The sequence below is a fragment of the Enterococcus sp. 7F3_DIV0205 genome (genome assembly GCF_002141365.2).
Taxonomy (GTDB): domain Bacteria; phylum Bacillota; class Bacilli; order Lactobacillales; family Enterococcaceae; genus Enterococcus_L; species Enterococcus_L palustris.
Map to the genome: position 1 here is coordinate 1,694,864 of NZ_CP147244.1, position 14,816 is coordinate 1,709,679.

The following is a 14,816-nucleotide window of genomic DNA, read 5'->3' on the forward strand; positions in this document are numbered from 1 at the left end:
ATACCCTCCAATGATTATTTATACAATCTAATCATACACCATTCCGCAAGAAAATAACAGTTATTTATAGCTGTATTAGTGTAAAAAATGTTGATTCTGATATTATATTCACAAACTTGCCCTTCTGCACTATAACAGAGTTCGCTGTTTTAAGACACTGTATCAGGCAACTGCCAGTTGATTGGTGTTTCGCCTAATTGCTCTAAAGCTTGATTGGTTTTTGAGAATGGTTTTGATCCAAAAAAACCGCGATGTGCTGCTAAAGGACTTGGATGTGGAGACTTGATAATGATATGTTTGTTTGTATCGATCATTTTGATTTTTTCTTGGGCCGGTTTGCCCCATAAAATAAAGACAATAGGCTGATCACGTTCATTCAACTTTTTAATGATGGCATCCGTCAAATTCTCCCAGCCTTGTCCCCGATGAGAATAGGCTTGACCATTGCGAACAGTTAAAACAGTATTTAATAAGAGAACGCCTTGTTTAGCCCAACTTTCTAAAAATCCATGTGAAACAGGCGGATAACCTAAATCCGCTTGAAGCTCTTTATAGATGTTCATTAACGAAGGTGGTGTTCTAACCCCTGGTTGGACAGAAAAACTTAATCCATGAGCTTGGTTGGGCCCATGATACGGGTCTTGACCCAATATCACAACTTTTACATCTTCGTACGGTGTTAACTCTAAAGCAGAATAAATATGGTACATATCTGGATATATCGTTTGATCGCTATATTCCTGTTTTAAAAATTTTCTTAGATTTAAATAATACTCCTTTGTAAATTCTTCTTCTAACACTTCCTGCCAACTATTATGAATGATTTCCTTCATTAGTCGCCCTCCTTTGATTTGCTTAATTCAATATTTTACGAACTATTAATAATTAAAACTTCTATTCTGAAAACTTTCTTTTACACTTTTAGCATAGCGGATTTATTAAGAAGTGACAAGAGAATTTTTTCTGCACTGAAATGGAAAAAACATGGTAAACTATAGATAAGATAAATAAACGAGGTGTAGAAAATTTTATGATTAAACTGATTGCTTCAGACATGGATGGAACACTACTGGATTCAAAGATGGGTATTTCAAAAGACAATGTTTCTGCTATTAAAGAAGCCGAACGTCTAGGTATCGAATTTATGGTTGCTACAGGAAGAGCATATGCAGAGGCTAAACCTGCGTTAGAAGAAGCTGGAATCGAGTGTGCCATGATTACTTTGAACGGTGCTAAAGTATTTGATAAAGCAGGTAATTCTCTTTTCACTGCTGGTATTGAAAAAGAAACTGCAAATGACATCTTAGATATTTTAGAGGCCAACGACATTTATTTTGAAGTGTCTACCAATAAAGGGATCTATTCTGAAAAACAAGAAAAAAGAATCGAAAACTTTGCTTCACATATTGCAACAACAATGCCCCATTTAACATACAAAGTAGCAATTGCAATGGCTGCAGCTCATTTATCTCTACTAGATATCACTTATATTGAGGATATGCGCTCATTGATTCAACAAGATGACATCGAAGTTTTAAAAATTATTGGTTTCAGCATGGAAGGACCAAAAGTATTGGCTCCAGCAAGTGTTAAAATCAGAGAACTAGCAGATTTAGTTGTTACTTCATCCGCTCAAAACAATATTGAAGTCAACCATAAAAATGCCCAAAAAGGAATCGCAGTCGCTCATGTTGCTAAAGATCGTGGGATTTCTGAAAAGGAAGTCATGACTATCGGCGATAATTTTAATGATGTGAGTATGCTCCAGTGGGCTGATGTCAGTTTTGCAATGGGAAATGCTGAGTTAGAGGTCAAAGATCATGCCAAATACATTACGTCGACAAATCTGGAAAATGGAGTAGGCGAAGCCATCTTACGAGCAATTCGAGAAAACCTATAATTACCTAAGCTAGTAAACAATAAGGAAAAGAGGTGAGATATGGTGTCTGAGTTTTTTATACAAGAACAACAATTGAGTAAAGTCACTAGAACCCTTGTCAAAGACGAAGACGGCAAGTCCATTTTCTTACTTGTTGGACGTTGGGGGACGCGTGGCGATGCACTTTCTTTATACACGATGAATGGTGAGTTAGTTGCAAGTATCAGACAAACATCTTTTGCCTTTGGATCACGATTTGAATTATACAAAGGATTTGAAAAAGTTGGCGTTTTAAGAAAAATCCTAAATTTAAATGCTGATTTTTATTATATCCAGCATATGCATTGGACTGTTTTAGGTGATATAAAAAATCATCGCTACTCTATCTACCAGGTCAACCATAAAATTATGGAAATGAGTAAAGCCACTCTTTTTTCTGGTGATTATTTTAGTTTGGTGGTTACAAACGATGAAGATGCTCCATTATGCATTTGTGTTGCTGCTGTGTTGGATTATTGGTTATATAATCGGAAGAAAAATCAACATCATAAACCGATCATAGGTTGGGGAACTTGCTAAAAAAAATCAGCGAATATTATTCGCTGATTTTTTTCTGCATATGATCGTAAAGATGACCACTGATCATCATCTCAGCAACATCTTTAAAACCTTTGCGACTATACAATTTTTTAGCATTAGGATTTCCTTTATCCACACTCAACCCAATAATCTCTTTACCATCTCTTTTAGCCATTTTTGGCAAAGCATCTAATAATTTAGAACCAATCCCTGATCCACGATGCTTTTCATTAACAGAAATCGAATCTAAATACCATTCATTTGGCAAGGTTTCAGGATCAATGAATATTCTGATTTCTTCATCCAAATTGTATTTACGTAAAACTTTTTTTAGCGGCTCATCAATAATAGGCTCATCTTCATTTGGGTAGCCAAATGCAATTCCTGCTACTTCTCCATCTTCTTCATAAACCAATCCTCGTTTATAGCCATAACGATAAGTTGGATCTGCCACAGCTTCGGCTAAAACCGCCAAAAGTGTTTCTTCTGGAATAATTTCTAATAATGGTAATTCCATATCTTTTAAAATAACTAAAATTAACGGAGCAATAGCCTCTCCGTCTTCTTTTGTTGCAAAACGAATCATTGTTATTCCTCACTTTCTTTATTGAAGTGTAACATTTATTTTATTCTAATGCATTACATTCACTTTTTTTTTAATTTGTTTTAATAAATAGAAAATAGTATGATTTTTTCTCCCGCTTCCATAAGCACAAAAAAAGACACTCAATGAGTGTCTTCGTTTTTATTGGATTGTAACTTTAACATTATTTCTGCGTCCCCAAGTCAAACATTGGTCAACTGTCGGGAAATGTACATCAATGATGTTGCCATTGATTGCGCCACCAGTATCTCCAGCAACCGCAAATCCGTATCCTTCTACTTCAACAAATGATCCTAGCGGGATCACACTCGGATCAACTGCGATCACATTACTTTGTGAACGAAGATCAATTCCAGTTGCTGTGATGAAACCAGAACCAGCTTCTCTCCATGAATACGCCGTTGACTGCATGTAAAGTACCCGGCCATTAGCGCCTCCATTACCAGTATCTCCACCAGGATTTGGTGTTTCGTCTGGTTGTGATGGTGGTGTAACAACAGGTTGTTCTTCACTGCTAGAACTTGAAGAGCTGCTACTTGACTCACTACTTGATGATGAATTGCTACTTGAACTTGAAGAAGCAGTAGCGTCAGCTTTTCTTTGAGCTTCTTCCGCAATAGCTTGTTTTTTACGAGCTGCAGCGGCTTTCTTCTCATCACTGATGCGTTTTTCTTCTGTTTGTTTTTGGCTAGCAATTTGTTGCAATGCTGCTTGATTATCAGATAATTGCTGTTTTAAAGCTACAACTTGTTCATCCATCGCTGATGCTTCATCCTGTAATTTTGATTCGTTGGTTTGTAATTCTTCTTGTTTATTCTTTACAGTTTCTTGAAGTTCAGACAATTTTTCTTTATCTTTAGAAAGTCGATCTATTTTTTCTTTTTCTGCATTTTGTAAAATAGTCATCGCATACGCTTTATTAAAGAAATCTGATACACTTTCAGCATCTAATAATACTTGCCATGTACGTTGTTCCCCACTTAGTTGGACATCTTTCATTCGATTTCCAACAACTTCTTTACGGCGTGCAATGCTTTGTTCTGTCACTGTAATTTCAGCTTCAGAGTTCTTGATTGTTTCTTCAGCTTTTGAAATATCTACTTTGAGTTTTTCAATTTCAGCGTATTTTTCATTAACATCATTCAAAGCTGTATTGATATCTTCGCTAAGTGATTCTCCCGCTTGAGCAGTCTGTGCTTCTTTGTCCTTCAGCTCATCTAATGACTCTGCTGCGGCACCAATTGGAAGAGCGACATTTACTAGCATGATAGCAGCTAAAAATGGTATCAATTTTTTTACTTTCACTGAATCCAACACCTTTCCTAACTAAATCCAACTCCACCTATTATACTAATCTATAGAGCTTATTTTATTTCAATAGTGTTACAATTTGTTACGTTTTAGCGAAAACACCCTTTTTTCTGTAACATTCCTACCTTTCATCTATCACTTTCCATTTCCAAAACCTACGAATAAAACCAATCATATCAACGTTTACATCCGTTATAGCACACAAAAACATACTGTTATACTAAACAGTAATTAGTCAGCTTTATTTTTGTTTTTATTGATGATTTCTTGAACTTCGGAAGAGTTTTTCACCTTTTTCAACTTCAAATTAGGATAATTTCGCACCCAACGTTTCTGATTGAAGTCCATATGGGTCAATAATTTTTTGATTGCTGGACTATCTTTGAAGTCTTCTAACCAAGATAGATGCTCGGCTGTTTTTAGCTGCTTTCTATCATTGAGTTCTTCTGATACAGATTGCTTTAGCTCCGTAAAATTAGCTGAAAGTTCATCACGCTTTTCATTCAATGTAGCCGCTAATTCATGTTTACGCTCTTCTACTGCCATACTGATTTGCGCTGTGACTTTTTTGAATGATTGCATATTGATGAGCGTATAGATTAAATCGCTTATAATAAGAAGCAATAAAATAATTGGCAAAACAATACCAAATTTTTCAGATAAAAATTCTTCTAATACCATTACTTTTGGATGGATGACACGTACAATCAAGACACAACCGATTCCCCAAAAAAGTGAAACAGGTAATGCCACACGACCATTGATATTTAATGGTACATCTTTATAGTCCCACCAGGAAGCGTGAAATAGCTTTTCCAAGCCGTAACTCGTAATATACTCCAAAATAGTTACCAGAATTGTTGAAAGTAAGTATAAAACCACAATATCTTGCTTTAACGGCTCTAAGAAATAAAGAACACTTAAAATGCCAAAACCATAAATCGGACAATAAGGACCGATCAAAAAACCGCGATATACAAATTTTCCTGCCTTTATTGAGCAATAAACAGTCTCCCAAAGCCAACCAATAAATGAGTAGATGAAAAATAATAAGACAATTTTGATAAATTCATTCATATTTTTTCTCCTTAGAAATAGCATTTACTAGTTATTGTATCAAATAAATGTGGTTTAATGCGAGCAACTTTATTCTCAGATGAGATTGATATACAATAGAAGGGAAATCTTATAAGATCATCTCTCAGAAAAAAGAGCGCTGCTGAATCAGGGGAACGATGCCTCGTTGAATAATCCTGCTCAGCTTTTAAATTTAGGAGGAAACCCATGTTTAGTTTACTCACATATGCAAAGAAATACCGCAAACAAATTATTCTCGGTCCATTTTTCAAGTTTTTGGAAGCTTGTTTTGAATTAGTTTTACCCTTATTTATGGCTCGTTTAGTTGATCAGGGAATTAGAAATAACGACCGGTCTTACGTGCTTCAAATGGCAGGTTGGATGCTTTTGATGTCAATCATCGGGTTGATTTGTGTAATGATCTGTCAATATTATTCATCTATTGCTTCACAAGGATTTGGAACAGAATTAAGAAATCAATTGATGAAAAAAATCAATCAGCTTTCCCATGCTGAATTAAACAGTTTTGGAACAGATACCTTGATTACACGCATGACAAATGACATTAATCAATTGCAATTGGCTTTGGCAATGCTGATTCGCCTCGTAATCCGTGCACCATTTTTAAGTATTGGTTCTGTTATTATGGCTTTTTATATCAATGTGCAAATGGGGCTGATTTTTCTTCTTATGTTACCGATTTTTTGTCTTATTCTTTATTTCATTATAAAAACGACAGTGCCTTTATATAAAAAAGTTCAAGAAAAACTGGATTTGTTAAACCGACAAATCAGTCAAAATTTGAGTGGTGTTAGAGTCATTAGAGCCTTTGCTAGAAAAAAAACAGAAGAAAAGCATGTCAATGACGTAACGGATGACCTTTCTTCTATTTATATTCGTGTTTCTAACATTTCAGCTTTGCTTACACCTGCCACTACCTTAGTGATGAATCTTGGTATTCTGGCCTTGCTTTACCTTGGCGGTATCAAAGTAGAGATTGGGGGATTACAACAAGGTGAAGTGTTGGCTTTGATCAATTATATGAACCAAATGCTATTAGCTTTAATCGTTGTGTCCAATCTGGTTATCATTTTTACTCGAGCCTCAGCATCCGCTTCAAGAGTTAGTGAAGTCCTATCTGTTGTTCCGAGTATTCAATCAAAAAATTCAGAAATCACTGTTAAGGAGCAAACAAAGGGAATCTTATTCGATCACGTCTCCTTTCGTTATCAACCTTCTGCGGGGTTAGCTTTAACGGATATTTCTTTGAAGATTCCAGCAAATTCTGTCCTAGGTATCACGGGTCCAACTGGTGGTGGGAAAAGCACTTTAACTCAGTTGATTCCCCGTTTTTATGACACAAGTGAAGGAAACTTATTTGTTGATGGAATCAATGTTCGTGACTGGCCTATAGATAAACTACGCAAAAAAATCGCAGTCACACCTCAAACTGCAATTTTATTTACAGGAACAATTCGAGAAAATCTTCAATGGGGCAAAGAAAACGCTACGGATGAAGAATGTTGGCAAGCATTAGAAACCGCTCAATGCAAAGAGTTTGTTGAAACGTTAAGCGCGGGCTTAGATACACAAGTCTATGAAGGTGGGAAAAATTTTTCTGGCGGTCAAAAACAACGTTTGACGATTGCGCGTGCCTTGATCCATAAGCCTGATGTTTTGATCTTAGATGATTCTTTGAGCGCCTTAGATTACCAAACAGATTTAAATTTACGAACTGCCTTGCGTCAAGATCTAAAAGAAACTACATTGATTCTAATCTCTCAACGAATCAGTTCAATACAACAAGCCGATCAAATTTTAGTTTTGGCTAGTGGCAAGCAAGTCGGGTTAGGAACCCATGAAGAATTATTACGCCATTCTGAAGCCTATCGAGAAATTGTGGCTTCACAAGAGGAGGAAAGTAACTCATGACAACGAAAAAAATATCTACCAATTCATTTAATCGTTTCATGCCTTATTTGCTCCGATATCCTAAGGAAATGATTGCGGCAATTGTTCTTGGTATTCTTAGTGGACTGACCACGGTTTTGATGACTTATTATATGGGGAAATCCGTTGATACAATGATTGCAGAAGGAAATGTTGATTTCATAATGCTATTACGATTACTTAGTACTTTAGCAGGAATTTTAATTATTACAGTTATCAGCCAATGGTTGATTCAACGTTTAGGTAACCGGGTTTCCTATCTTTCTGTTGCAGAATTACGAAAAGATGCATTCGCTCATTTAAATCGGCTGCCATTAAATTATTATGATCAAAATTCTCACGGGAATATTGTCAGCCGCTTTACAAACGATATGGATAATATTTCAGTAGCTTGCTCTGCTGTTTTTAACCAATTATTTTCAGGACTATCTGTTGTGATTATTGCCTTTTTCTTTATGTTAAAACTTAGCCCAATTCTTACAGCAGTGGTTTTGATAGCCACTCCGATCATTTTTCTAGTCAACTGGGCAGTCGCAAAATCATCTCAGAAAAATTTTTCTGCTCAACAAAAAATCGTAGGCGAAATATCCGGTTTTGTTTCTGAAATGGTTGGTAATCAAAAAATAGTCAAAGCGTTCCAACAAGAAAATGTTTCTCAGCAACGCTTTGAATCTTTGAATCAAGAATTGTATGTACGCGGACAAAAAGCTCAGTTCTCCTCTTCACTTACAAATCCACTGTCTCGCTTTATCGATCATTTAGCGTACTTGTCAATCGGTCTTGTCGGTGGCTTATTGTTATTAAGCGGGAATCAAGCAATCACGATCGGGGTGATTTCTAGTTTCACAATTTATTCCAGTCAATTTTCTAAGCCCTTTATCGAATTATCTGGAATCACGACCCAAATTCAAACCGCTTTAGCAGGATTAGATCGGACATTTGAAATCATCAACCAACCTGAAGAAAAACCTGATGGCAAGCATGCATTCGTTTTAAACGACGTTATTGGAAAAGTAACATTCGAACAAGTGGATTTCTCGTATACTCCGTCAAAACCATTGATCCAAAACTTTAATCTAACTGCCTTACCTGGTGAAACAATTGCCATTGTCGGACAAACCGGAGCTGGAAAATCAACTCTAGTCAATTTACTGATGCGTTTTTATGAGGTAGATAAAGGTCAAATTTCAATTGATGGTCATAAAATCACTCAAGTCACTCGAGACAGTTTACGAAAAAGCTTTGGTATGGTTTTACAAGATACTTGGCTATTCGATAGTACGATTCGGGATAATTTGACTTATGGTAATCCTAGTGCAACAGATGAACAAATTGAAACTGCTATGAAAAAAGCGTATATCTTTGATTTTGTTACTCGTTTGCCTGAAGGGTTAGATACTTTGATTGGTGCCAGTGGAATCAAAATCTCCGAAGGCCAAAGACAATTGATGACGATAGCTAGAACAATGATTAGTGATCCGCCTATGTTGATTTTAGATGAAGCAACTAGTTCAGTTGATACTCTGACCGAAAAAAAGATTCAAGATGCCTTCTTACAAATGATGGACGGTCGTACTAGTTTCGTAATTGCTCATCGACTTTCAACAATTAAAAATGCGGATAAAATTCTAGTGATGGAACAAGGTTCTGTTGTCGAGATCGGCAGTCATGATGAGTTGATTAATAAAAAAGATGGGTTTTACCATGCATTATATGAAGCACAATTTAAAAATCAATTGTGACTCATTAAATCAAAGAATACCAAAAAGCCCTCACACTTCCTTGGGATGTTGGAAAGTTGAGGGCTCTTTTTTATTTTAAATTAGTCAATGATTTCTTCAAAAATTGTTTATACGGAACTTTAATTCCTAAATAATATGTGGCAACTACTTGGATCGGGAAAAAGATGATATTCTTCACAATTCTAGGTGCCCACCAAGCGAGATTGGAGATATTCACACCATACATTAATCCTAACCACAAAGGCGTCAAGAACATATGAATAATCAACGTAACGGACAATGTCGCCATGATTACTCGTTTCCATGTTAACTCCTTCTTGTAATAAAAGAACCCATAAATCGCACCAGAAATAAAGGCATTTAATGTAAAACCAGGAAAATAAGGTCCTTTAGGAAATAACAGCATACCGACTGTGTCAGCTACTGCACTGCCAATCCCTGTCCAGAACGGACCAAAAAGAATGGCCATCAGTGATTCTGGAATAAAGGTCAAACTAATTCGTAAAAACTGGGTCTCAAACGAAATAAATCGTGTAAAAACTACCATTAACGCAATCAACAAACTCATCAGCGTAATAGTTCTGGTATCAATTTTTCTTTTCTTCATTTCTAGCATCTCCTCTAAGAGCTGCTACACAAAATATGCAGCGAATGCGAAAACAAAACCGCGAATATAGAAAAGCGGAACGAACTGGTTATCTCTTTTGAAAATTAGGAAAGTAGCATTGAAACGCTTTTTGTTTCACTGATACTTTATCTATTTTCCTAAAGAGATGGTTCGTGTAGCTAGATCATAGAAAAGTGTAACGAACTGGTTCAGCTTCGACTGAAAAATAGGAAATAGGAATGTGATGCTTTCGGTCACAATCATATTTTATCTTTTTTCTGAGAAGCTAGTTCGTACAGCTAGATCACTGTTCTCCTATATTCTTCGTCCGAAAGGCAACATCCCATCCTTCCAGCACTTAACGCTTTATTTCCTACTCTGTTTTATTTAGGCCTAAGCCTAAAGGCAATATAGCATATTCCCCACATTGCTGCAACTAAGTTTAAATAAAAAGAGTTAAAACGACAAGGGCTTATTATCTAGCTCATGAACTACATTTCTGAAATCCGCAAAACCAGCCTGCAATCCTCTCAATAAAATTTCTGCCGTCCCAATATTGGTTGCCAAAGGGATCTCATAAACATCACTTAAACGAATCAACGCCGTAACATCCGGTTCGTGTGGTTGTGCCGCCAATGGATCTCGTAAAAATATCACCATATCCAACTTATCCTCTGAAATCATTGCCCCGATTTGCTGATCCCCACCTAAAGGTCCAGACTTAAATCGATGAACAGGTAACCCAGTTGCTTCTGAAACCTTTAGTCCAGTGGTTCCTGTTGCAAATAATTCGTGTTCTTTCAGTATAGGTTGATAAGCCAATGTTAATTTAACCATTAATTCTTTTTTTCGATCATGTGCTATCAATGCAATTTTCATCGTCGATCCCTCAATTCAGTTCTTTTCCTCATTATAACAAAGTCTTCCCTTATAAAGTTAAAGGAATGATTGCTTGTTTGTCACTTTGACGAATAAATAGATTTTTTCTTGTGCAACCTTCCGTTGAGGATGTATAGCGCTTTCATTTATACTAAAGATACAAAATAAAGAAAAGAGTGACGACAATGGTAGAAATGGCGTTAAAACATGTCTATAAAAAATATGATAATGCAGAGAATTATTCTGTAACAGATTTTAACCTAGAGATTGCAGACCGAGAGTTTATTGTTTTTGTTGGCCCTTCTGGTTGTGGTAAATCGACAACGCTAAGAATGATCGCAGGTCTAGAAGATATTACAGACGGTGAACTTACTATTGGTGATAAAGTAATGAATGATGTGGCACCAAAAGATCGTGATATCGCAATGGTTTTCCAAAACTATGCATTATATCCTCATATGACTGTTTTTGATAATATGGCCTTTGGGTTGAAATTACGCAAATACGATAAAGCGGAAATCAAAAAACGTGTTGAAAATGCAGGTGAAATCTTAGGTTTAACTGACTATTTACATCGTAAACCAGCAGCCTTATCTGGTGGACAGCGCCAACGTGTTGCGTTAGGTAGAGCGATTGTTCGAGATGCAAAAGTATTCTTGATGGATGAACCTCTATCTAATCTAGATGCAAAATTACGTGTAGCCATGCGTGCAGAAATCGCAAAATTGCACCGTCGTTTAGAAACTACAACGGTTTATGTTACTCATGATCAAACAGAAGCTATGACCATGGCCGATCGAATCGTTATCATGAAAGATGGGTTTATCCAACAAATCGGTTCACCTAAAGAAGTATATAATACTCCTAACAATATATTTGTCGCAGGCTTTATTGGCTCGCCAGCTATGAACTTCTTTAACGTCACATTGAACAATGGTGTCATTCGTGACGGCCATGGATTAGAATTGATGATTCCAGAAGGGAAAAATAAATTATTAGTTGAAAAAGGTTATGAAGGTAAATCAGTTATTTTTGGGATCAGACCAGAAGATATCCACAGTGAACAAGTTGCCTTGGATACAATGAATGACGCTGTTGTCCGTTCTGAAGTTGTTGTATCTGAACTATTAGGAGCTGAAACAATGCTTTATACCAAATTAGGCGATACAGAATTCATCTCAAAAGTAGACGCTCGTGATTTCCACAAACCAGAAGAAATGGTTGATTTAGCATTTAATATCAATAAAGCTCACTTCTTTGATCCAGAAACTGAGCAAGTGATTAAGTTACCGTAATTCCTATTCACAAAAAAGATGAGTAGCGTAAAAATTCGCTACTCATCTTTTTTATATCAGCGTTTCAGCCTCTTGGGGAAGACTGTCTACTTTTGCTTGTTCCAATTTTTTAGCCTGACTAAATATTGGAATATTAAATTGTTTGCTTAATGCATTTGCTACAAAATAAGCAATGTTGTAATCAATCAAACTATGGATCAATCCGCCAATTCCCATCAACAAAAAGATCGAGTACATATATCCTTGTGTATAATACGTTTCTGGCATATTTCCCATTGTATAAAAAACACTTACTACAGCTAATTCAGCAGCAGAATGTATTAAGCCTATCATAAAATTAAATAATTGGAAGCGACCATTGAACAAAGCAAACTTATTTTTAGATAAAACAATCGTGGGATGCTTCTGTAAATAAAATGCACCTATAACTGCAAAAAGTAAATGAGAAAGTGCTCTTAATGCAATAATCGGTGTCGCAGATAGAAAGAAACCAAAACCTGTACCTAAACTAACGGCAATCGCTACTCCTGGCGAAAAAAACATCGCTAAAAATAGTGGAACATGACTCGCTAATGTAAAAGAAGCAGGTCCTATCGTAATTCTTGGCATGACCATAGGAATAATAATCCCCATAGCAACCAATAACGCTGCAATTGTTAAATGTCTAACTGAATTTCTTTTCATGTTGCCCTCCGATGTGTCTTGACATATATGACACTATTCATTCTACGGAAAAACCACGAATGTGTCAAGACACTTTCGTGGTTTTTTATTCTAAAAAATAGCTACTATGTAACATACAACGTTATAGAGCAACTATTTTCACTTTTCTAGAATTATACTTTTAAACTTTATCCAACCAATAACCTCTAGAACGAACTGTTTTAATCACTTTGGGTTGTTTGATATCTTGTTCGATTTTACTTCGTAAGTGAAAAATGATATTACTGACTCGATATAGATTAGACTCTTCTCCGTCTTGTTGCCATATCTCTTCCCAGATTTCCTCGTACGTTACGACTTGTCCCGCATTTCGATATAATAAGTCCAATACTTGGTATTCTAATCGGGTTAACCGTATCGCTTTTTGATCCCCAATCTTTACTGTGCTATTTCTTCCGTTAAGCAAGATCTCTCCTGCTGGTGCTTTCACAAAAGGCTCTTCCTCTCGGGGCGTTCCTTTCGTCTTAAAACGGTTTAAATGATTCGTCAATGTCAGTAACCACTCTTCTACCGTCAATTGATCCGTCACTACTCCATCGACTCCCAAACTTCGGTAAACTTTTCGGGTACTTTCGCTTTCTAACGTTGTCCAAACCCATAATAAGGCATTGGTCACTTTTCTTGTATGCAGTATATATTCGCAAATCTTCGCAATCTGTTCCATCGATTGTTCATAAAAAAGAAGTAAATCATACGTATTTTTTTCTAACGGTTCTTGTGTGTCAATGACTCCCACTTGCCACTCGTTTGGCCATTGTACGTCATTCAGGTTCTCTTCTCCAAACGTCACTATTCCTACTCTGTACATCTTATTCTCCTCTCCACCTCTCTTATTACCGACTTGTATTCACCACACCAATAATCTCTTCTTTTTTTATCACACTGTACTCTCGACTATCCGTTGAATACAAGCGGTTATCTCCCATCACAAAATAGGTATCTTTTGGGATGGTTTCAACTCCAGTTACTTCATATAAACTAAAATCTTTCGTGTAGACAAAGCCATTCTCAAACGCTGCTTTTTTTTCCAAAGCGATAAACGGTTCTGCTCGTTCTTCTTCATTTATGAACAGTTGGTCATTTTGATAGGCTATTTTTTCTGTGGGCAACCCAATAACACGTCTTAACTCTGATTTCTGTGCGCTTTTGCGTTTAATCAACACGATCGCTTGACGCTGAATGGGGGCTTGTTTTTCAATCAAGACATACTCCCCCAGTTTCAAGGTGGGACTCATTGCGTAGCTGTCGACTTTCGCTAAACTGAAGAAGAAATAGGATTGTGCATATATCAATAAAATAAGGAGGCCCATACCACAGATTACTTCTATAAACAGTCTATTCCGCTTTTTACGACGAACTAGTTTGTTTAGTGCCTGCTTGTTCTTCTTCGTTCGCTGAATGGATTGACTATTTCTAGCTCGTTTGTTCTTCGGTTTACCTGTTTGTTTTTTTGCGCTCATGATCCGATCCTACTCAAGAATTGCTTTTGGCTTTTTTTAGGGCTGCTTCATCGACTTTGTACAATTCAAAGACTTTCTTTTGGTACCCACGTATTCGGTTGATATCTTCTTGATACCCTGCGATCACTTCTTCATTCCCATAAAAACCATCCGTCATGCGCATCGCATTCGTGCCAAGATCCAACATCGCCTTATAGTAACGATTCAAGATCAACTGACCTTCTTCTGTGTTCAAATCACTCGCTCGATTCGCACCATAACTCGTAATAGCGCTCGCTAAGTAGCGGATATTTCCATCTAGTTTTTCCTTACGTTCACTTTCTGTTTTCGCTTTTTCCAACTGCTCATCAAAATCATTCAATAAAAAGTAACTTTTTACAACGGACTCTTCATCTTCATGACTTAGGCTCATTGATTGATAATAGGCTACCAATTGACTTCCACCAAAAAATAGAAACGTGACGACCAAAAAAAGGAGTGTTCGACGCTTGTTTTTCTTCTTTTGTCCTTGTAAGTGTTTCCGTTTTCGAGCAAGTTGTCGTTTTCGTTTGGCCCCTTTTCCTCGTTTTTTTGCCAGTTGTTTGGCTTCTTTGGTTAGTTTGACAGAAATCAATACGCACAGAAGGAAAAGCAATCCGCTCAGTATCGTCAACGTTAGAAGGACGAGTATGGTTATTTCCAATACAGTCATTTCTTTACCCTACCTTACT

The 14,816-nt window shown here is 36.6% G+C and carries 15 protein-coding genes and 1 riboswitch; of the genes, 5 read left to right on the forward strand and 10 right to left on the reverse strand.

Annotated elements, in window-relative coordinates; genetic code table 11:
• Window positions 1-149: 149 nt before the first annotated feature.
• Window positions 150-833: a uracil-DNA glycosylase gene (locus A5821_RS08070; RefSeq protein WP_086314044.1), complete on the reverse strand. Its 684-nt coding sequence runs from the start codon at window positions 831-833 to the stop codon at window positions 150-152.
• A gap of 197 nt (window positions 834-1,030) precedes the next feature.
• Between A5821_RS08070 and A5821_RS08075 the strand changes: the two genes are divergently transcribed.
• Both A5821_RS08075 and A5821_RS08080 read left to right on the forward strand, forming a co-directional pair.
• On the forward strand, window positions 1,031-1,900 hold the full coding sequence (locus A5821_RS08075) for a Cof-type HAD-IIB family hydrolase (RefSeq protein WP_086314045.1): 870 nt from the start codon (window positions 1,031-1,033) through the stop codon (window positions 1,898-1,900).
• 42 nt (window positions 1,901-1,942) lie between these two features.
• Window positions 1,943-2,458, forward strand: a complete 516-nt coding sequence (locus A5821_RS08080; protein ID WP_170923006.1) for an LURP-one-related/scramblase family protein — start codon at window positions 1,943-1,945, stop codon at window positions 2,456-2,458.
• Between the two features lie 16 nt (window positions 2,459-2,474).
• On the opposite strand, the gene A5821_RS08085 is transcribed toward A5821_RS08080, so the two are convergent.
• The 3 genes from A5821_RS08085 to A5821_RS08095 all read right to left on the reverse strand — a co-directional run bounded on the left by A5821_RS08085 (window position 2,475) and on the right by A5821_RS08095 (window position 5,450).
• The gene (locus tag A5821_RS08085) at window positions 2,475-3,044 is read right to left on the reverse strand and encodes a GNAT family N-acetyltransferase (protein ID WP_086314047.1); all 570 of its coding nucleotides are present in this window, start codon (window positions 3,042-3,044) and stop codon (window positions 2,475-2,477) included.
• 159 nt (window positions 3,045-3,203) lie between these two features.
• Window positions 3,204-4,376 (reverse strand): 3D domain-containing protein, encoded by a 1,173-nt coding sequence (locus tag A5821_RS08090; RefSeq protein ID WP_086314048.1) that lies wholly within the window; start codon window positions 4,374-4,376, stop codon window positions 3,204-3,206.
• Between the two features lie 228 nt (window positions 4,377-4,604).
• Window positions 4,605-5,450 (reverse strand): putative ABC transporter permease, encoded by an 846-nt coding sequence (locus A5821_RS08095; RefSeq protein ID WP_086314049.1) that lies wholly within the window; start codon window positions 5,448-5,450, stop codon window positions 4,605-4,607.
• Window positions 5,451-5,657: 207 nt separating this feature from the next.
• Here A5821_RS08095 and A5821_RS08100 point away from each other — a divergent pair, with 207 nt between their 5' ends.
• Together A5821_RS08100 and A5821_RS08105 are read left to right on the forward strand one after the other, a co-directional pair.
• Window positions 5,658-7,382, forward strand: a complete 1,725-nt coding sequence (locus A5821_RS08100; RefSeq protein ID WP_086314050.1) for an ABC transporter ATP-binding protein — start codon at window positions 5,658-5,660, stop codon at window positions 7,380-7,382.
• The gene (locus tag A5821_RS08105; RefSeq protein WP_086314051.1) at window positions 7,379-9,142 is read left to right on the forward strand and encodes an ABC transporter ATP-binding protein; all 1,764 of its coding nucleotides are present in this window, start codon (window positions 7,379-7,381) and stop codon (window positions 9,140-9,142) included. Before A5821_RS08100 ends, A5821_RS08105 begins: the two co-directional genes overlap by 4 nt.
• A 70-nt stretch (window positions 9,143-9,212) precedes the next feature.
• Here A5821_RS08105 and A5821_RS08110 read toward each other — a convergent pair whose 3' ends face one another.
• Together A5821_RS08110 and mgsA are read right to left on the reverse strand one after the other, a co-directional pair.
• Window positions 9,213-9,749, reverse strand: coding sequence for a folate family ECF transporter S component (locus A5821_RS08110; RefSeq protein ID WP_086314052.1), 537 nt, complete (start codon window positions 9,747-9,749; stop codon window positions 9,213-9,215).
• A gap of 294 nt (window positions 9,750-10,043) precedes the next feature.
• Window positions 10,044-10,132: riboswitch (THF riboswitch) on the reverse strand.
• Between the two features lie 73 nt (window positions 10,133-10,205).
• Complete coding sequence (gene mgsA / locus A5821_RS08115) at window positions 10,206-10,628, reverse strand: methylglyoxal synthase (RefSeq protein ID WP_086314053.1); 423 nt, start codon at window positions 10,626-10,628, stop codon at window positions 10,206-10,208.
• 185 nt (window positions 10,629-10,813) lie between these two features.
• On the opposite strand from mgsA, the gene A5821_RS08120 reads away from it, so the two are divergent.
• Window positions 10,814-11,923: an ABC transporter ATP-binding protein gene (locus tag A5821_RS08120; RefSeq protein WP_086314054.1), complete on the forward strand. Its 1,110-nt coding sequence runs from the start codon at window positions 10,814-10,816 to the stop codon at window positions 11,921-11,923.
• 51 nt (window positions 11,924-11,974) lie between these two features.
• Here A5821_RS08120 and A5821_RS08125 read toward each other — a convergent pair whose 3' ends face one another.
• From A5821_RS08125 to A5821_RS08140, 4 genes are all read right to left on the reverse strand, one after another.
• Window positions 11,975-12,607, reverse strand: coding sequence for a hypothetical protein (locus A5821_RS08125; protein WP_086314055.1), 633 nt, complete (start codon window positions 12,605-12,607; stop codon window positions 11,975-11,977).
• A 160-nt stretch (window positions 12,608-12,767) separates the two neighbouring features.
• The gene (locus A5821_RS08130) at window positions 12,768-13,454 is read right to left on the reverse strand and encodes a winged helix-turn-helix domain-containing protein (RefSeq protein ID WP_339099090.1); all 687 of its coding nucleotides are present in this window, start codon (window positions 13,452-13,454) and stop codon (window positions 12,768-12,770) included.
• A gap of 25 nt (window positions 13,455-13,479) precedes the next feature.
• The gene (lepB, locus tag A5821_RS08135) at window positions 13,480-14,106 is read right to left on the reverse strand and encodes a signal peptidase I (protein WP_086314057.1); all 627 of its coding nucleotides are present in this window, start codon (window positions 14,104-14,106) and stop codon (window positions 13,480-13,482) included.
• Between the two features lie 13 nt (window positions 14,107-14,119).
• On the reverse strand, window positions 14,120-14,797 hold the full coding sequence (locus A5821_RS08140) for a hypothetical protein (protein ID WP_086314058.1): 678 nt from the start codon (window positions 14,795-14,797) through the stop codon (window positions 14,120-14,122).
• Window positions 14,798-14,816 lie beyond the last annotated feature (19 nt).